At 61.1% G+C, this 18,390-nt stretch carries 17 protein-coding genes; 6 read left to right on the forward strand and 11 right to left on the reverse strand.

The features are described 5' to 3' along the window. Positions 1-87: 87 nt before the first annotated feature. Positions 88-2,379 carry a beta-glucosidase BglX gene (gene bglX / locus ACIPIZ_RS12035; RefSeq protein ID WP_105707528.1) on the forward strand — a complete coding sequence of 764 codons (2,292 nt, stop codon included), beginning with the start codon at positions 88-90 and terminating at the stop codon, positions 2,377-2,379. Between the two features lie 176 nt (positions 2,380-2,555). Here bglX and ACIPIZ_RS12040 read toward each other — a convergent pair whose 3' ends face one another. The 9 genes from ACIPIZ_RS12040 to ACIPIZ_RS12080 all read right to left on the reverse strand — a co-directional run bounded on the left by ACIPIZ_RS12040 (position 2,556) and on the right by ACIPIZ_RS12080 (position 12,097). Then, positions 2,556-3,713, reverse strand: coding sequence for a phosphatidylserine/phosphatidylglycerophosphate/cardiolipin synthase family protein (locus ACIPIZ_RS12040; RefSeq protein WP_401165457.1), 1,158 nt, complete (start codon positions 3,711-3,713; stop codon positions 2,556-2,558). Position 3,714: 1 nt separating this feature from the next. Continuing rightward, positions 3,715-4,305, reverse strand: a complete 591-nt coding sequence (locus tag ACIPIZ_RS12045) for a YceI family protein (protein WP_122662741.1) — start codon at positions 4,303-4,305, stop codon at positions 3,715-3,717. Between the two features lie 253 nt (positions 4,306-4,558). Next, positions 4,559-5,329: an IclR family transcriptional regulator gene (locus ACIPIZ_RS12050; RefSeq protein WP_150647022.1), complete on the reverse strand. Its 771-nt coding sequence runs from the start codon at positions 5,327-5,329 to the stop codon at positions 4,559-4,561. Between the two features lie 59 nt (positions 5,330-5,388). Further along, complete coding sequence (locus tag ACIPIZ_RS12055; RefSeq protein WP_401165459.1) at positions 5,389-6,846, reverse strand: amidase; 1,458 nt, start codon at positions 6,844-6,846, stop codon at positions 5,389-5,391. Then, on the reverse strand, positions 6,843-8,153 hold the full coding sequence (locus tag ACIPIZ_RS12060) for a citrate-proton symporter (protein WP_064393031.1): 1,311 nt from the start codon (positions 8,151-8,153) through the stop codon (positions 6,843-6,845). Before ACIPIZ_RS12060 ends, ACIPIZ_RS12055 begins: the two co-directional genes overlap by 4 nt. Positions 8,154-8,234: 81 nt before the next feature. Beyond that, a complete protein-coding gene (locus ACIPIZ_RS12065) occupies positions 8,235-9,410 on the reverse strand; it encodes a M20 aminoacylase family protein (RefSeq protein WP_064393032.1) in 1,176 nt (391 codons plus the stop codon). 274 nt (positions 9,411-9,684) lie between these two features. Beyond that, positions 9,685-9,981: an amidase gene (locus tag ACIPIZ_RS12070; RefSeq protein ID WP_122853620.1), complete on the reverse strand. Its 297-nt coding sequence runs from the start codon at positions 9,979-9,981 to the stop codon at positions 9,685-9,687. Then, positions 9,978-11,051: a serine hydrolase domain-containing protein gene (locus ACIPIZ_RS12075; protein WP_401165462.1), complete on the reverse strand. Its 1,074-nt coding sequence runs from the start codon at positions 11,049-11,051 to the stop codon at positions 9,978-9,980. Before ACIPIZ_RS12075 ends, ACIPIZ_RS12070 begins: the two co-directional genes overlap by 4 nt. A 167-nt stretch (positions 11,052-11,218) precedes the next feature. Next, positions 11,219-12,097 carry an acyl-CoA dehydrogenase gene (locus tag ACIPIZ_RS12080; protein ID WP_401165464.1) on the reverse strand — a complete coding sequence of 293 codons (879 nt, stop codon included), beginning with the start codon at positions 12,095-12,097 and terminating at the stop codon, positions 11,219-11,221. A 153-nt stretch (positions 12,098-12,250) separates the two neighbouring features. Here ACIPIZ_RS12080 and olsB point away from each other — a divergent pair, with 153 nt between their 5' ends. Together olsB and ACIPIZ_RS12090 are read left to right on the forward strand one after the other, a co-directional pair. Beyond that, positions 12,251-13,006, forward strand: coding sequence for an L-ornithine N(alpha)-acyltransferase (olsB, locus tag ACIPIZ_RS12085; RefSeq protein WP_007916280.1), 756 nt, complete (start codon positions 12,251-12,253; stop codon positions 13,004-13,006). Then, entirely contained in the window at positions 13,006-13,800 is a 795-nt protein-coding gene (locus tag ACIPIZ_RS12090) for a lysophospholipid acyltransferase family protein (RefSeq protein ID WP_401165466.1), read from the forward strand. The genes olsB and ACIPIZ_RS12090 overlap by 1 nt, the downstream gene beginning before the upstream one ends. Positions 13,801-13,902: 102 nt before the next feature. Here ACIPIZ_RS12090 and ACIPIZ_RS12095 read toward each other — a convergent pair whose 3' ends face one another. Then, positions 13,903-14,487 carry an ACP phosphodiesterase gene (locus ACIPIZ_RS12095; RefSeq protein WP_064393037.1) on the reverse strand — a complete coding sequence of 195 codons (585 nt, stop codon included), beginning with the start codon at positions 14,485-14,487 and terminating at the stop codon, positions 13,903-13,905. Between the two features lie 169 nt (positions 14,488-14,656). On the opposite strand from ACIPIZ_RS12095, the gene ACIPIZ_RS12100 reads away from it, so the two are divergent. The 3 genes from ACIPIZ_RS12100 to ACIPIZ_RS12110 are packed head-to-tail and all read left to right on the forward strand — an operon-like array spanning position 14,657 to position 17,239. After that, positions 14,657-14,959 (forward strand): helix-turn-helix transcriptional regulator, encoded by a 303-nt coding sequence (locus ACIPIZ_RS12100; RefSeq protein WP_007917068.1) that lies wholly within the window; start codon positions 14,657-14,659, stop codon positions 14,957-14,959. A gap of 34 nt (positions 14,960-14,993) precedes the next feature. Next, positions 14,994-16,160 carry an MFS transporter gene (locus tag ACIPIZ_RS12105; protein WP_064119748.1) on the forward strand — a complete coding sequence of 389 codons (1,167 nt, stop codon included), beginning with the start codon at positions 14,994-14,996 and terminating at the stop codon, positions 16,158-16,160. A gap of 29 nt (positions 16,161-16,189) precedes the next feature. Beyond that, complete coding sequence (locus ACIPIZ_RS12110; protein ID WP_064393038.1) at positions 16,190-17,239, forward strand: alkene reductase; 1,050 nt, start codon at positions 16,190-16,192, stop codon at positions 17,237-17,239. A 401-nt stretch (positions 17,240-17,640) separates the two neighbouring features. On the opposite strand, the gene emhR is transcribed toward ACIPIZ_RS12110, so the two are convergent. Next, positions 17,641-18,273, reverse strand: coding sequence for an efflux system transcriptional repressor EmhR (gene emhR, locus ACIPIZ_RS12115; protein ID WP_064393039.1), 633 nt, complete (start codon positions 18,271-18,273; stop codon positions 17,641-17,643). Positions 18,274-18,390 lie beyond the last annotated feature (117 nt).

An 18,390-nucleotide genomic window follows, 5' to 3' on the forward strand; every position in this document is an offset into this window, starting at 1 on the left:
GAGCCTGTACCCGAACAACAATAGTCGCTCCCTAAATTTTGGCTGGCCGGCATTGCATTGCCGTTTGTGCCCTTGAGAAAAATATTCATGAAGAAGCTGTGTTTGCTGGGTCTGTTCGTCAGCCTGGCCAGTCATCAAGTATTGGCCGCCACGACCCCGGTCCCCCTGGAAAACAAGGACGCGTTCATCAGCAACCTGATGAACCAAATGACCCTCGATGAAAAGATCGGCCAGTTGCGCCTGATCAGCATCGGCCCGGAAATGCCTCGCGAGCTGATCCGCAAAGAGATCGCGGCCGGCAACATCGGCGGCACCTTCAACTCGATAACCCGCCCGGAAAACCGTCCGATGCAGGACGCTGCCATGCGCAGCCGCCTGAAGATCCCGATGTTTTTTGCCTACGACGTGATCCACGGTCACCGGACGATTTTCCCGATTCCGCTGGCCCTCGCCTCGAGCTGGGACATGGATGCCATCGGCCAGTCCGGCCGTGTTGCCGCGAAAGAAGCCGCCGCCGACAGCCTCGACATCACCTTCGCGCCGATGGTCGACATCTCCCGCGACCCACGCTGGGGCCGCAGCTCCGAAGGTTTCGGTGAAGACACCTACCTGACCTCGCGCATCGCCGGCGTGATGGTTCGTGCCTATCAGGGCGCCACCCCGAGCGCCGCCGACAGCATCATGGCCAGCGTCAAGCACTTCGCCCTGTATGGCGCGGTCGAGGGTGGCCGCGACTACAACACCGTCGACATGAGTCCGGTGAAGATGTATCAGGATTATCTGCCGCCGTACCGCGCCGCAATCGATGCCGGCGCCGGCGGCGTGATGGTCGCGTTGAACTCGATCAACGGCATTCCGGCCACGGCCAACACCTGGCTGATGAACGACCTGTTGCGTCGTGACTGGGGCTTCAAGGGCCTGGCGGTCAGCGACCACGGCGCGATCTTCGAACTGATCAAACACGGCGTCGCCCGCGACGGTCGTGAAGCAGCGAAACTGGCGATCAAGGCCGGTATCGACATGAGCATGAACGACACCCTCTACGGCAAAGAGCTGCCGGGACTGCTCAAGGCCGGCGAGATCGAACAGAAGGACATCGACAACGCGGTGCGTGAAGTGCTCGCCGCCAAGTACGACATGGGCCTGTTCAAGGATCCGTACCTGCGCATCGGCAAGGCTGAAGATGATCCGGTCGACACCTACGCCGAGAGCCGTCTGCACCGCGCCGAGGCCCGTGAAGTGGCGCGACGCAGCCTGGTATTGCTGAAGAACCAGAACGAAACCCTGCCGCTGAAGAAAGACGCAAAAGTCATGCTGGTCGGCCCATTGGCCAAAGCACCGATCGACATGATGGGCAGCTGGGCCGCAGCGGGTAAGCCGGCGCAATCGGTGACACTGTTCGATGGCATGAGCTCGGTGATCGGCAACAAGTCGAACCTGATCTACGCCCGTGGCGCCAACATCACCAGCGACAAGAAGGTGCTCGACTACCTGAACTTCCTCAACTTCGATGCGCCGGAAGTTGTCGATGACCCGCGCCCGGCCAAGGTGCTGATCGACGAAGCGGTAAAAGCCGCCAAGGACGCTGACGTGATCGTCGCCGCCGTGGGCGAATCCCGTGGCATGTCCCACGAATCCTCCAGCCGCACCGACCTGAACATCCCGGAAAACCAGCGCGAGCTGATCCGTGCGTTGAAAGCCACCGGCAAACCGTTGGTGCTGGTGCTGATGAACGGCCGTCCGCTGACCATCCTCGAAGAGAACCAGTCGGCTGACGCGATTCTGGAAACCTGGTTCAGCGGCACCGAGGGCGGCAACGCTATCGCTGACGTGCTGTTCGGCGACTACAACCCGTCGGGCAAACTACCGGTGACCTTCCCGCGCTCCGTGGGCCAGATCCCGACCTACTACAACCACCTGAGCATTGGCCGGCCGTTCACGCCGGGCAAACCGGGCAACTACACCTCGCAGTATTTCGATGACACCACAGGTCCCCTGTTCCCGTTCGGGTATGGCCTGAGCTACACCCAGTTCACCCTGAGCGACATGGCGCTGTCGTCGACCACCCTGAACGCCACCGGCAAGCTCGACGCCAGCGTCATGCTGAAAAATACCGGCAAGCGTGACGGCGAAACCGTGGTGCAGTTGTACATTCAGGACGTCACCGGTTCGATGATCCGCCCGGTGAAGGAACTGAAGAACTTCCAGAAAATCATGCTCAAGGCCGGCGAACAGAAAGTCGTGCACTTCACCATCACCGAGGATGACCTGAAGTTCTACAACGCCCAGCTCAAATACGCGGCAGAGCCGGGCAAGTTCAACGTGCAGATCGGCCTGGATTCGCAGGACGTGACGCAGCAGAGCTTCGAGTTGCTGTAACCGGTTTTTGCCCCGATGATCGTTCCCACGCTCCGCGTGGGAATGCCTCATGGGACGCTCCGCGTCCAGTGACGCGGAGCGTCACGGGCTGCATTCCCACGCAGAGCGTGGGAACGATCAAAAGATGGTGTACACCCTGTAGGAGCTGCCGAAGGCTGCGATCTTTTGATCTAGCTCTACCCGCGGCGGTCGAGGATATTGACCACCACCCGATCCACCCAGCCCCACACCCGCTGCTTGACCCGCCGCCACAACGGCCGGCGCTGCCACTCTTCCAGACTCACTTGCTGACTCAGCCCGAAGTCCTTCACAAAACTCGCCTCTACCGCTGCCGTCAACGCCGGATCCAGCGCCTCCAGATTCGCCTCCAGATTGAAGCGCAGGTTCCAGTGGTCGAAGTTGCACGAACCGATGCTCACCCAATCGTCCACCAGCACCATTTTCAAATGCAAAAAGCACGGCTGATATTCGAATATCTGCACCCCGGCCTTGAGCAGGCGCGGGTAGTAACGATGCCCGGCGTAGCGCACTGACGGGTGATCGGTGCGCGGCCCGGTCAGCAGCAACCGCACATCAACACCGCGCGCGGCAGCCTTGCGCAGGGAGCGGCGGATTTTCCACGTTGGCAGGAAATACGGCGTGGCCATCCAGATGCGTTTTTGCCCACTGTTCAAGGCGCGGAACAGCGACTGCAGAATGTCGCGGTGCTGGCGGGCGTCGGCATACGCCACGCGGCCCATGCCCTCGCCCTTGTCCGGCACGCGCGGTAACCGTGGCAGACCGAAATGTGCGGCCGGACGCCAGGCGCGGCGGTAGCGGTTAGCGATCCATTGGCGATCAAACAGTAATTGCCAGTCGATCACCAACGGCCCGCTGATCTCGACCATCACTTCGTGCCATTCGCTGCTGTCATGGCCCGGCGTCCAGAACTCATCGGTGACACCGGTGCCACCGACCACCGCCAGACATTGATCGACCAGCAGCAATTTGCGGTGATCGCGATAGAAGTTGCCGACCCAGCGCCGCCAGTTAAGCCGATTATAGAAACGCAGTTCCACCCCGGCATGAGTCAGGCGCTGACGCAAATTGAGGGTGAAGGCGAGGCTGCCGTAATCATCGAACAGACAACGCACACGCACGCCACGCTCCGCCGCCAGCACCAGCGCCTGGACGATGGTTTCGGCACAGGCGCCGGCCTCGACCAGATACAGCTCGAGTTCGATCTGCTCCTTGGCAGCGGCGATCTGCTCAAGCATGCGCGGGAAGAATTGCGGGCCATCGATCAACAGCTCGAACCGATTACCGTCACGCCATGGGAACACCGCGCCGCGCATGTCAGCGCGCCGTGAAGATCAGCACCGCACCCACCGGCACCGACAGGCTGATGGCCGACAGATCGGCGAGTTTGCGCAGGCTTTCCAGCCCCGGTGCCAGATCGAAATCTTCGGCGTTGATCACCAGCGGCTCAAGGGTGACCACTTGAAAGCGCCGGTCATCGAGGCGCGTCGCCAGCAGTTCGGCGGGATATTCGTGTTGTTTGCCGTGCAAATTGACCGTCAGTGGCAGGCGCAATTCCAGTTGCGCGCCGGGGGCCAGATCGTTGATCGGGCGCAGGTCAATCTGCGTGGTGATGGTCGCTTCGGGGAATTGCTCGATCTGGAACAGCTCCTTGCGCATGCGCTCGTCGCGCAGCGGGATGCCGCTGTTGATCGAGTCCAGCTCGATTTCGACTTCGGCGCGACCATTGGGATCGACCTTGCCGTGCAGCACCAGAAAACGCTGCACTTCGGAAATACTGGCGTTTTTCGTACTGACGAACGACAGCCGCGACGACTCGCCGTCCAGATACCAATTGGCCTGCGCCGGCAGCGCGAGGGTGGCCAGCAGCAGGCTGGACAGGGATGCAATGAGGGAGCGGTTGAACATTGAGGACTCGTGGGGGCGATAAACCTGCACGAACCTTAACTGGCCATGGGGTTATTGCAAACATCCAGAGCAAAAGATCGCAGCCTGCGGCAGCTCCTACAGGGGGAATACATTTCTAATGTGGGGGCGGGCTCGCACGGGGAAACGTACCGCCAGCCAATAGATATGCCTTCTGTCGAATCGTCACACCGCCGTTCTCACAGGGGAACAGTGCTTGATGTAGGAGCTGCCGCAGGCTGCGATCTTTTGGCTGTCAGGCCAATACCTGCTGCACATCGCCAATCGTCGCCGCCAGGCTATTCAAATGCAGGCTCAACACTCGCTCCACCGGCGCCTGATCCATCGGCCAGTGCAGCGCCATGCTGCCCACCAACTTCCCATCAGCACGGATCGGTAGTGCCACCGCGCGAATCAGAAAGGGCAAACGCACCGGGTATTCCCAATAGCCTTCGGTACGCTGACCAAAGCCTTGATGCAAGGCCTGCTCGGTCACACGAAACAAACCCTCATCGCTCAACTGCTCACGCTCGGCGAGCCGCTCGACCTCATCACTTTCCAACTCGCCAAGACACGCCCGCCCCATCGCCGAATGAAACAGACTGGCGTGATGCCCGACGATCTGGCAGTTGTTCGGATATCGCTTGCGCAACACCTGCGGAATCGCGCTCTCCATCACCTCAACCCGCTCGCCATCGAAGCACGACAGATCCGCGACCAGCCCGGTGCGCTCGCACAACTCCAGCAACATCGGCGCCGCGCTCTCCACCAAATGGCGCTTGAAGCGCTGCTGACGATCGCCAAACAGGCGCTTGGCACACAAGCGGTAACGGCGGTCACTGAGGCCGCGATAGATCCAGCCCTGTTCCTGCAACGTCGCCAGCATCCGTGACACCGTGGCTTTGGGCAGGCTGGTGAGGTAGTGCAATTCCTCCAGCCCCAGCGCCTGATGCTCGCCGAGCAATTCGACAATGGCCAGCGCCCGTTCCACCGAACGCACGCTGCCGGTATCCGCTTTGCTGCCCATGTGTTCGATCTCCCTGCGCGCAGATGGATGAGCACTTTTTGCAGCAAGATGCGAGCCGCTCAGGCTGATTGCAGGCATGGCGGCGGGCAGCGTTCGACCCAATGGGTCAGTTGTTCGTGGGCATACGCCAGTTGCAGCACCGCCCGGTCAGCCTGCGCCGGGCCGATGATTTGCAGGCCCATCGGCAGCCCCGCCGGGTTGAAACCGACTGGCACGCTGATGCTCGGCAACCCCGCCAACGTCGGGCCGATGACCACTTCCATCCAGCGGTGATAGGTGTCCATGGTCTGCCCGCCGACCACGCGCGGCCATGGCTGTTGTGCATCAAAAGGGAACACTTGCGCGGTCGGCAACAGCAGGAAATCGTAACGCTGGAACAATTCACTCAGTGCGCGATACCACTCACTGCGATCGACCGAGGCTTTGTAGACATCGGCAGCGCTCAGGCGTAAACCGCCCTCGATTTCCCACTGTGCCTCAGGTTTGAGCATTTCGCGTTTGCGCGGATCGGCATACGCCGCGCCAAGGCTGCCCTGCACCAGAAAATGCCGGTGGGTCAGCCAGGTTTGCCATAAACGCGCCATGGAGAAATCCGGCTGGCACGCCTCGACCTGACAACCCAACGCAGTGAAATCCGCCAGCGCCGATTCGCACAGACTCAACACCCCGTCGTCCATCGGCAGATAGCCGTTGTAGTCGCCGAGCCAGCCAATGCGTACGTCGCTGAAATCCTGTGGCAGGCCTTCAGCAAAATTGCGCGGCTCATCTTTCAGCGACAGTGGCACGCGGGGATCGTAGCCCGCCTGCGTCGACAGCAATCGTGCGACGTCGGTGACGCTGCGGCCCATCGGCCCTTCGGTGGCCAGTTGCTGAACGAACACTTCCGGCGTCGGCCCGTGTGGCACGCGGCCTTGCGACGGGCGAAAACCGAAGACGTTGTTGAACGCCGCCGGGTTGCGCAACGAGCCCATCATGTCGCTGCCATCGGCCACCGGCAGCAGACGCAAGGCCAGCGCCACCGCGGCGCCGCCGCTGCTGCCACCGGCAATCCGGCTTGCATCGTAGGCATTGGTAGTGGTGCCGAACACGCTGTTGTAGGTCTGCGAACCGAGGCCGAACTCCGGCACATTGCTCTTGCCGATGATGATCGCGCCGCAGGCACGTACGCGCGCCACGCTGATCGCATCGTGCTGCGACACCTGCTCGGCGAACAACGGCGAACCCATAGTAGTGCGCAGTCCGTCAGTGGCCGCCAAGTCCTTGATCGCCTGCGGCATGCCGTGCATCCAGCCTTTGGACTGGCCGCGATCGAGTTGCCGGTCGCACTCATCGGCCTCACGTAAAACGTCCTCGGCCGGACGCAGCGAAACCAGCGCATTGACCTGTGGGTTGAAGCGTTCGATATGCGTCAGATAGGCCTGCATCACTTCACGGCACGACACCTGGCGCGCATGGATTGCCCGGGACAGCGCATCGGCGTCGAGGGCGACAATCGGATCAATCGCTAAAGGTTTCACGGTTTCACTCCCACATTCAGCGCAACGGATTTCTTTGCGCGCGGCGCCTCTTGCAGACAGTAAGTACCGAGCAAGGTCAGCAGGCAAGCGAACAACACATAGAAGGACGGCGCCACCGGCGTGTTCAAGACCTTGCTCAGCCAGGTGACGATCAGCGGTGCGAAGCCGCCGAACACCATCACCGCCACGTTGTAGGCGACAGACACGCCGGTGGAGCGCACTTCAATCGGAAACTGCTCGGCGAGTGCCGTCGGCGCCGGGCCGAAGAAACCGCCAATTGCACTGCACAGCAGCAGTTGCATCACCAGCAAGCGCTCGATCGACGGGGCCGCCGCGACCCACACATACAGCGGATAAATCATCACGAAAAACGCTAACGTGAACGCCATCAACACCGGCCGACGGCCAACACGATCCGACAGTGCGCCGGAGAACGGAATTACCACCGTCATCAACGCCACCGCGAGCATCTGCACCAGCAGCACCTGATCCAACGGCAAGCCGAGGTTGGTGTGGGCGAAGGTCGGCATGTTCACCAGCACCACGTAAAACGACACCGTCGCGCCGCTGGCCAAACCCATCGACACCAGCAGGCTGCGGCGGTGCTCGCGGATCACTTGCCACAGGCCCGGCGCTGCGCCTTTGGCTTTTTTACGTGCTTGAAGAAACTCTTCCGGTTCTTCCATGTGCTTGCGAATCCACAAGCCGACCGGGCCGATCAACAGACCGATCACGAATGGAATACGCCAGCCCCAGGTGTCCAGCGCCTCGGGTGAAAACACATGGGTAACCAGCGCCACCATGGCCGCGCCGGCAAACACCGCCAGGCATTGCCCGACCAGTTGCCACGAACCGTACAAACCTTTGCGATGAGCCGGCGCGCTCTCCACCAGAAACGCCGTGGCGCTGGCGTATTCGCCGCCGGTGGCGAAACCTTGCAGCATGCGCGCAACGACGATCAGCAGCGGCGCGCCCATGCCGATGGCGGCGTAGCTTGGCGCAAACGCGATCAGGGCGATCGACACGGTCATCAGGCGGATGATCAGCTGCATCGCCGCTTTGCGGCCTTTGCGGTCGGAATACATGCCGAGCAGGATGCCGCCGACCGGGCGCATGAAGAAACCGACGCCGAAGGTCGCCAGCGCCATCAACAGCGAGGCGTAGCCATCTTCGGAGGGAAAGAACTGCCGAGCGATGATGCTCGCCAGAAAGCCGTAAACGATGAAGTCATACCATTCCAGCGCGTTGCCGATAACCGCAGCGACCACTTGCCGGGTACGCGAAACACCTGTGCTCGAAACCTGCATGGCGGATTCTCCATAAAGCTGTTGGGTGATCACCCGGGCGCACGTGGGCCCGGGGTTCAGCGGCAGCAAAAAGTGAAGAAGTCAGGCCGGCTTGAGCCAGCTCTCGGTCAACGCGCCCCAATACGCTGCGCCCGTCAGCAGGATGTCGTCGTTAAAGTCGTAGGCCGGGTTGTGCACCATCGGCCGTGACACGCCGTTGCCGATGAACAGGTAGGCGCCGGGGCAACGCTGAAGCATCCAGGCGAAGTCTTCGCTGCCCATCAGTTTGGGAGTGTTGCCGTCGACGGCATCGGCGCCCACCAGCTCGACGCCGACCTGGCGGGCGAACTCGGTTTCGGCGGCGTGGTTGACCAGCACCGGATAGGCCGGGCGGTGTTCGATTGTCGAGGTACAGCCGAAGCTTTGCGCCTGGGTTTCGATGATGTTGCGCACGCGATTGAGGGTCTGCTCGCGCACATCGGCATTCAGCGCGCGCAGGCTCAGGCGCAGGATTGCCTGTTGCGGGATAACGTTGGCCGCCTCCCCCGCTTGCAGCGCGCCGACGGTGACCACCGCCGCCTGCTGCGCATCGATGTTGCGCGCGACCACCGTTTGCAATGCCATCACCACACTGGCGGCGGCGACCAGCGGATCGACCGTCAGGTGCGGCATCGAGCCGTGACCGCCGACGCCTTCGATGACCACGTTGAGCAAGTCCTGCGAAGCCATCATCGGCCCTTCGCGAAAACCCAAGTGCCCGGCAGGCAGGCCCGGCATGTTGTGCATACCGAACAATGCATCGCACGGAAAGCGTTCGAGCAGACCGTCGGCGAGCATCGCTTCGGCGCCGCCCTGACCTTCTTCCGCCGGTTGGAAAATCAGCGTGAGGGTGCCGTCGAACTGCCGTGTCGCCGCCAGATAACGCGCGGCACCGAGCAGCATCGCAGTATGCCCGTCGTGACCGCAGGCATGCATGCAGCCCTGATGTTTACTGCTGTAGGCGGCGCCGGTGTTTTCAATGATCGGCAAGGCATCCATGTCGGCGCGCAAGCCGAGTTTGCGCGAACTGCTGCCATTGCGCAGCACACCGACGACGCCGGTTCTGCCGATGCCGGTGTGGACTTCGTAGCCCCAGCTTTCGAGGGATTTGGCGACCAGCGCCGAGGTACGGTTTTCTTCAAAACCCAGTTCGGGGTGGGCGTGGATGTCCTGGCGGGTGGCGTGCAGGTCGCGGGCCACATCGTTGAGCCAGGCCAGAATATGCTGATGTCGGGGCATGACGGTTCTCCTCGCGCGGGTGTTCCCGGTCTTGTTGTTTGCAATGAATTCACGACACGTTGAAAGGCAGGTCGTGCTCACCGCCAGATAACCGCGAGACGCGCGCAAGGACAATCGAATGTGGTTCCACAGAGTGGAACCCCGCTTCCAGGATCAACATATCCCCTTGTAGGAGTGAGCCTGCTCGCGATGGCGGTGTCTCAGATAACAATTATGTTGACTGACACACCGCCATCGCGAGCAGGCTCACTCCTACAGGGACGATTGGGTGTGGTCAGGGATTGAGGCGGCAGCCCCGGCGTTCGCTTTGCCACTGGGCGCTGTTGCTGCGGCCCATGCCGCTGACGGTGATGGTTTTACTGGCGCTGTCATCGCTGAAGTCGCTGGTCGGCAGCCACTGTTTCACGTAGCCACGGCAGTATTCGGCGTTGTTGTTCATCACGTAGCGGCACGAACAATATTCCTTGGCGGTGTAGGCACTGATGATGTCCGGGAAGGCCCACAGGTTTTCGCGTTCATAGACGATCCAGCCGAGCAACAAAACCAGCAGTAACAGCAAAAAGCGCTTCATGGCCGCACCGCCTTCAGCACACGTTTGAGCAATTCGTTGTGGCGGTAGCTGCCTTCGCGATCATCGGCGTAACGCACGATCACCAGTTTCTCGCTGGGGATCACGTACAGCGCCTGGCCCCAGTGACCGAGAGCAGCGAAGGTGTCGGGCGGTGCGTCGGGCCACGGAGAGCCGGCGCCATCGGCCGGCCGATTGAGCCACCATTGGCCGCCGGGCACCGCTTCATCCTGGTGGGCTTTGTAACCTTTGAAGGGGGTCAGGTTGAACGCGAGCCAATCCTTGGGTAGCAACTGCTGGTCATCCCAACGCCCGTCGCGGGCCATCAACAGCCCGACTCGCGCCAGATCCCGTGCGGTGAGATAGGCGTAAGACGAAGCGACAAAAGTGCCCATCGCATCGGTTTCCCACACGGCGTGGCGGATGCCCAAAGGCTCAAACAGCGCTGTCCACGGATAGTCGGGATAGAGCTGCGGGCCGACGATGTTTTTCAATGCGGCGGCGAGCAGATTGCTGTCGCCACTGGAGTAACGGAAGGCCTGCCCCGGCTCAGCGTAGCTGTCTTGCTCGGCAGTGAACGCGGCCATGTCGCGATGACCTCGGGTGTAGAGCATCGCCACCACCGAGGATTTCAGCGGCGCGTATTCGTAGTCTTCCTGCCAGTCGATGCCCGAAGCCCAGTGGAGCAAATCGGCGAATTTTATATCCGGGTGTTTTGCCAGTGGCGGGTAAAACTTTGCGGCCGGGTCTTCGAGTTTGAACAGGCCTTCGCTGTACGCCACACCGAGCACGGTGGCCATCAGGCTTTTGCTGATCGACCAGGTCAGGTGCGGGGTGTGTTCGCTGGTCGGGCCGGCGTAGCGTTCATAGATAATCTGGCCGTCGTGGATGATCAGCAGGGCATCGGTGCGGATGCCTTTGCGGGTTGCATCGTCGCGGGGCGGGAAGGCGTAATTTTCCAGTGACTCTGTATCAGTGACCTTCGGGCCGGTTGGCCAATCGTTACCCGGCCATTGTTCGGCGTGGACGGTGAAGCTGATCAGCAGCAGGAACAGCGACAGGCCTTTGCACATGGGGAGGGCTCTGGGAATGAACCTGCTGAGACTAGTCGGAGTTTATGACAGATGTGTGGTGATGATTAGATCGCTTTCGCGAGCAGGCTCGCTCCCACATTTTGAGCGCATTTCAATTGAAGAAACGCGGTCCCCTGTGGGAGCGAGCCTGCTCGCGAAGAGGCCAGTCAATTCACCGCCAAAGCCTTGGCCAACCGCTTGGCCCTGGCCCCCGCCGCCAACTGCATCACGCCTTGATCGCGTTGCCACATCTGCGCCCATTCTGCCGGCCCGTCAGCCAACGCCTGATCAACCTCAGCCTTGAGCGAATCAAACTGCGCAAACAACCCAGCCAACAACACATGCCCGGCCGGATTGTTCGGCGGTTGCCGGCTCGCCTCCGCACACCCGGCCAACAGCGCCAGCAAACGCAATTGCAGCGCTTGCGGCCAGTCGCTGTCCTGTCCGACGCCATACAGCCACGCGGTCATCGCGCTCAGCACATAGACATCTTCCAGCGTGCGAAACGGTTTGACGTAAGCATCCCAACCATCCCCCGCCAACAACTCGCACAACGCGCCATCAAGCAGCAAGCGGCCATGACTGATGTCCGGCATCAACGGCAGCGCCGGCAGTTTTTCCACGGTCACGCCGGGTTCGCCGGGATACACCACGGCCAGACTCAGTCGCGGCGTTTCGCCGGGCTCTTCGCTGCGCGCAGCAATCAGCAGCCAGTCCGCCGCATCGCCGGCCGTGACGAAATCCTTGCGCCCACTCAAGCGTAAATCGGTGAGGCGCGTGTGCATGTCTGCCGGGCGCAGACTGCGCTGCTCGGTCGCACACAACGCACCGAGGCTCAGCGGCGCGCTCGGCCAGAGCATGCGCAATGCCGCCTGATAACCGACCAGAAACGCCAGCCCCGGCGTCGCCATCCGCCGCCCGCCGGCGACCGCCAATTCGAACGGCGTGACGTTGCCCAACTGCTGCAACAACGTCGCAAAACCCTCGGCGAGGTCAGCGACGGCGGGCAATCGTTCACGGCTGTGCAGCAGATCTGGCCAGGGCATAGGAGGCTCCTTGTGGGCTGTCATATAAGCATCACCGAACGTTCATGGCGATGACACCGGGGCTACATAGCCTGACTTTGCACAACACGGCTGCATAAAGAAAGTCGATCGGCTGCAACCCACGACGGGTTAAAGGCCCGTACGGAGATTCACATGACTCAGATCGCCCGCATCAGCGACACCGGCAATGAACGCCGCCTGCAAGCCGAACGCCTGATCGGCGCCGAGGCCTTGCAGCAAGCCCAGGCCCTGCGATTCAACGTCTTCAGCGGCGAGTTCAACGCCAAACTGAAAGGCGCGGAACTGGGTCTGGACATGGATGATTATGATGTTCACTGCAGCCACATCGGCGTGCGTGACTTGAATACCGGCCGCCTCGTGGCGACCACCCGTTTGCTCGATCACACCGCCGCCAGCAGCCTCGGCAAGTTCTACAGCGAAGAAGAATTCAGCCTGCACGGCCTCGCGCATCTGCAAGGCCCGATCCTCGAAATCGGCCGCACCTGCGTCGACCCGGCGTACCGCAACGGTGGCACCATCGCGGTGTTGTGGGGCGAGTTGGCCGAAGTGCTGAATCAGGGCGGCTACAGCTATCTGATGGGTTGCGCGAGCATCCCGATGCAGGACGGCGGCATTCAGGCCCACGCGATCATGCAGCGTCTGCGCGAACGGTATCTGTGCACCGAACACTTGCGCGCCGAGCCGAAAAATCCGCTGCCGACGCTGGATATTCCGTCGAACGTGATCGCCGAAATGCCGCCGCTGCTCAAGGCTTACATGCGTCTGGGCGCGAAGATTTGCGGGGAGCCGTGCTGGGACGAAGACTTTCAGGTCGCCGACGTGTTCATCCTGCTCAAGCGCGACGAACTCTGCCCGCGCTACGCCAAGCACTTCAAGGCGGCCGTGTGATGAGCCGGTTGCGGGTGTACGCGCGGATCGCGCGGGTGCTGCTGGTGGTGTCGCTGGGTTTGACCATGGCCAGCGTCTTCGGCGTGTTTGAACGCATCGGTCTGGCGCATTCGATGGAGCGGCGCCAGCGCTGGTCGCGCTTCTTCATGGCGCGCCTGAGCAATGCCCTGCCCTTTCGCGTGACGGTTCATGGCGAGTTGCCGAAACAGCCGATGCTGTGGGTCAGCAATCATGTGTCGTGGACGGATATTCCGCTGCTCGGGATGCTCACGCCGCTGTCGTTTCTGTCCAAGGCTGAAGTGCGCACCTGGCCGGTGGCTGGTTGGCTGGCGGCGAAGGCCGGCAGCCTGTTCATCCGTCGCGGTTCGGGCGACAGCCAGTTGATCCGCAAGCAGATGACCCGTCACCTGCAAACCGCTCACCCGCTGCTGATGTTCCCGGAAGGCACCACCACCGATGGCCGCTCACTGCGTACCTTTCATGGTCGCTTGCTGGCGGCGGCGATTGATTCCGAGGTGATGCTGCAACCGGTGGCGATCCGTTATCTGCGCGATGGCGAAATCGATGGGCTGGCACCGTTCATTGGTGACGACGATCTGCTGTCGCACCTGATGCGCCTGTTCAGCAATGATTGCGGCGATGTTGAAGTGCACCTGCTCAAGCCGATGGCCTGTCAGGGGCGTGAGCGTGCGGCGCTGGCGTTTGAAGCGCAGCAAGCGGTGCAGAAGGCGTTGTTTGGCGAGGTGGCGAAACCGGCCGAACCGCGTCGTGCAGGCGAATTGATTGCCGCCTGAAAACACAAATCCCCTGTAGGAGTGAGCCTGCTCGCGACAGCGGTGGGTCAGTCACATCGATGTTGCCTGATGTACCGCTTCGCGAGCAGGCTCACTCCCACATTAGATCTGCGATGTCTGGGGGGATTGTGCGAAGTCCTGAAGTTGTGGGTAAAACAAAGCGAAATCCTCACTCAACGGCTCATATAACCGCCGCAATTCCTGCATCGCCCCCGCCAGTTCCTCGGGCCGGCTCAACCGCCGCGAGATCCCGCGCAGCACCTGCTCCAGCACTTCAAACTGCTGATACGAACCCAACCAGTCATTGGCCACCATGTGCGGGGCGATCTTCGCCAGGCGGTCGGGCAACTGCCGTTCGTGGGTCAATACCCGATAAACGTCAGCGGTGAAAACCTCCAGCGGCTGCTCGGCATACAGCTTCCAGTCCCGCGCCAGGCAATGATCGAAAAACACATCGAGCACGATCCCGGCATAACGCCGCCGCGTCTCGGTAAACCGCCCCAAGGCGATGTCCACCAACGGATGGCGATCGGTAAATACGTCAATTCGGCGATGCAGTTGAATCGCCGCTTCCACCTCCGGCGCAAACTGCCCTTGCAGCCGGCCTTTGACGAAATCGCCATACAGACTGCCGAGCAGTTGCCCCGGGCGCTGGCCACCAAGGTGTAAATGTGCGAGATAGTTCATGGGCGCAGCTTAGCACTGCGGCCCATAAGCCATACACCCCTGTATCGTTATAACGCGATATACCAATTTATGCTGACGTCAGATCAAAATCATATTGGTGTATCGCGATCTAACGATTTATATTTCGCCACATCGCGATATAGCGTTGTACACATTGTGAGCACCTGCCATGAACCTCGACCTCGACGAAATAATAAAAGCCCTGGCGCACCCAGTACGGCGAGACATCCTCAACTGGCTGAAAGACCCGAAGAACGAATTTCCGGAACAGTTGCACAACCACGAGTACGGCATCTGTGCCGGGCAGATCGATCAACGCTGCGGCCTGTCGCAGTCGACTGTTTCTGCGCACCTCGCAACGTTGCAACGCGCCGGTCTGATCAGCAGCCAGAAGGCCGGTCAGTGGCATTTTTTCAAACGTAACGAGGACGTGATCCAGGCGTTCCTCAGCACCCTCAGTAAAGAGCTCTGACCCTTAACGTCAGCCAGCCGACAAGGAAACACGCATGCCCCTCTCGCTACTCATCCTCGCCTTGAGCGCCTTCGCCATCGGCACCACCGAATTCGTCATCATGGGCCTGTTGCCCGATGTGGCGGCCGACCTCGGTGTGTCGATCCCCGGCGCCGGCTGGCTGGTGACCGGTTACGCCCTCGGCGTGGCAATCGGTGCACCGTTCATGGCAATGGCCACCGCCAAGTTGCCGCGTAAAGCAGCACTGGTCGCGTTGATGGGCATTTTTATTGTCGGCAACCTGCTCTGCGCCATCGCCAGCGATTACAACGTGCTGATGTTTGCCCGCGTGATCACCGCGCTGTGCCACGGTGCGTTCTTCGGTATCGGTTCGGTGGTGGCGGCCAATCTGGTGCCGGCCAACAAGCGTGCGTCGGCGGTGGCGTTGATGTTTACCGGCCTGACCTTGGCCAACGTCCTCGGTGTACCGCTGGGCACTGCGCTGGGTCAGCAATACGGCTGGCGCTCGACCTTCTGGGCGGTGACCGTCATTGGTGTGATTGCGCTGATCGGCCTGATCCGCTTCCTGCCGGCCAAGCGTGATGAAGAAAAACTCGACATGCGCGCCGAACTCGCCGCCCTTAAAGGTGCGGGGATCTGGCTGTCGCTGAGCATGACCGCACTGTTCGCCGCATCCGTCTTCACTCTGTTCACCTACGTCGCCCCGCTGCTCGGTGAAGTCACCGGCGTGTCGCCGCGTGGCGTGACCTGGACGCTGATGCTGATCGGCCTGGGCCTGACCGTCGGCAACATCATCGGCGGCAAGCTCGCCGACAAAGGCATGGCCGCCACGCTGATCGGCGTGTTCATTGCGATGGCCGTGGTTTCCACCGTGCTGACCTGGACCAGCGTCGCGCTTATCCCGACCGAAATCACCCTGTTCCTCTGGGCCACCGCGTGTTTCGCCGCCGTGCCGGCGCTGCAAGTCAACGTGGTGACCTTCGGCAAAGCCGCACCGAACCTGGTTTCGACCCTGAACATCGGCGCCTTCAACGTCGGCAATGCTCTCGGCGCCTGGGTTGGTGGCAGCGTCATCGCCCACGGCTACGGCCTGACCAGCGTGCCGCTCGCAGCCGCCGCCCTGGCCGTGCTCGCCCTGCTGGTGACTTTGATTACTTTCCGTCAGAACGGCAACGCCGATCTGGCCCCCGCTACTCACTGATTAACTTTTCACTTACGAGGGTTGTAGACATGGCAACTATTTTTGATCCGATCAAACTCGGCGACGTCGAGCTGGCCAACCGCATCATCATGGCCCCGCTGACCCGCTGCCGCGCCGACGAAGGTCGCGTGCCAAACGCGCTGATGGCTGAATACTACGTACAGCGCGCGTCCGCTGGCCTGATCCTCAGCGAAGCCACTTCGGTAACGCCGATGGGCGTTGGCTACCCGGACACCCCGGGCATCTGGTCCAACGACCAAGTGCGCGGCTGGGCCAACGTGACCAAAGCGATTCACGGCGCGGGCGGCAAGATCTTCCTGCAACTGTGGCACGTCGGCCGGGTTTCCCACCCTTCGTACCTCAACGGTGAAGCACCGGTGGCACCGAGCGCCATCCAGCCGAAAGGTCACGTCAGCCTGGTCCGTCCATTGGCCGACTACCCGACTCCACGTGCACTGGAAACCGCTGAAATCGCCGACATCGTCGACGCCTACCGCACCGGTGCCGAGAACGCCAAGGCCGCCGGTTTCGACGGCGTGGAAATCCACGGCGCCAACGGTTACCTGCTCGACCAGTTCCTGCAAAGCAGCACCAACCAGCGCACCGACAACTATGGTGGCTCGCTGGAAAACCGTGCGCGTCTGCTGCTGGAAGTGACTGACGCTGCGATCGAAGTCTGGGGTGCCGGCCGTGTCGGTGTGCACCTGGCACCGCGCGCTGACTCCCACGACATGGGTGACGACAACCTGGCGGAAACCTTCACTTACGTCGCACGTGAACTGGGCAAACGCGGCATCGCGTTCATCTGCTCCCGTGAGAAAGAAGGCGCCGACAGCCTCGGCCCGCAATTGAAAGAAGCGTTCGGTGGCCCGTACATTGCCAACGAAAAGTTCACCAAAGACAGCGCCAATGAATGGCTGGCCAGTGGCAAGGCTGACGCTGTGGCGTTTGGTGTGCCGTTTATTGCCAACCCGGATCTGCCGGCGCGCTTGAAGGCGGATGCGCCTTTGAATGATGCGCGTCCGGAGTTGTTCTACGGTAAAGGGCCGGTCGGTTATATCGACTACCCGGCGCTGTAATAGGCAACACGCAGAAACGCAAAAGCCCCCGACTTGTGATGAGTCGGGGGCTTTTTTGTGTTCGCCGGAAGATTGATTGCGCGGCTGAGTACGTAGCCCCTCATCGGAACGCCGCCCGCCCAACCCTCTCCCGAGGGAGAGGGAGAGGGAGCCAATTTGCGTAGTTTTCAAATTCGGAGTTCGACTGGATATTCCACGTCGGTGTAACTCGCAAGAACACCTCGGTCAGTCCCCTCTACCTCTGGGAGAGGGTTAGGGTGAGGGCAAGCGGCTCACACTCATTCACACAGACGACACAAATTCCCTACAAAATGCCTAGCTCGCTACGTTTAAACTCCCCGCCGCAAACGTATGTAAAGGCAGGCCAATTGACATAAGCTGTGCCAATTACGCATTTTGTTTCATTTGCGCAGGCTGGGGCTCAGGCGCAGCATATCCAACCCTGTATCGACCCAACGCTCAGCCTCGGCATGCAGCTCAAAGCTGTCCGGCGCCAGAAGCCATCCATACAGCAGGCCATCGATGTAAGCGTGAATGCTGATGGCCGCGCGGGCAGTGTCGAGATCTTCCGGCAACTGGCCGCGATTCACCGCATTACGCAGGGTCAGCCCGATGCGCTCGTTGCAGTCGAGACTGGCCACCCGGCGCTGCTGGCGCAAATCGCACATTTCATCGGTGAACTCGCACTTATGAAACAGAATTTCGTTGATGCGGCGGGTCTTCGGGTCCAGCGCAACTTGATGAAACAAATGAATCAGCAATTTGCGCATGCAGCCCAGCGGGTCCAGTTCGTCTTCGCTCTCGCTGGCCTTGGCCAATTCATCCAGTGGCTCATGCAGGCTGTCGAGCATCGCCTGGACCAGGTCCGCTTTATTGCTGAAATGCCAGTAGATGGCACCACGGGTGACACCGGCCATTGTCGCGATATCGGCCAGCGTCGTACGAGCGACGCCCCTTTCATAAAAGGCTTTCTCCGCCGCTTCCAGAATCTGGCTACGGGTTTCTTGAGCTTCCTCTTTGGTACGACGGACCATGACAGTAAAACCTCAAACAGGATGTTTCAGGGATGGCTGAATATCCGCTGAATAAAGAGGGGGCGATCTCTCGCGGATCGGCTCCCCGGCCTACAATTTCAAACCTTGCAACGACTT

The sequence above is a fragment of the Pseudomonas sp. NPDC087690 genome (assembly GCF_044743175.1).
Taxonomy (GTDB): domain Bacteria; phylum Pseudomonadota; class Gammaproteobacteria; order Pseudomonadales; family Pseudomonadaceae; genus Aquipseudomonas.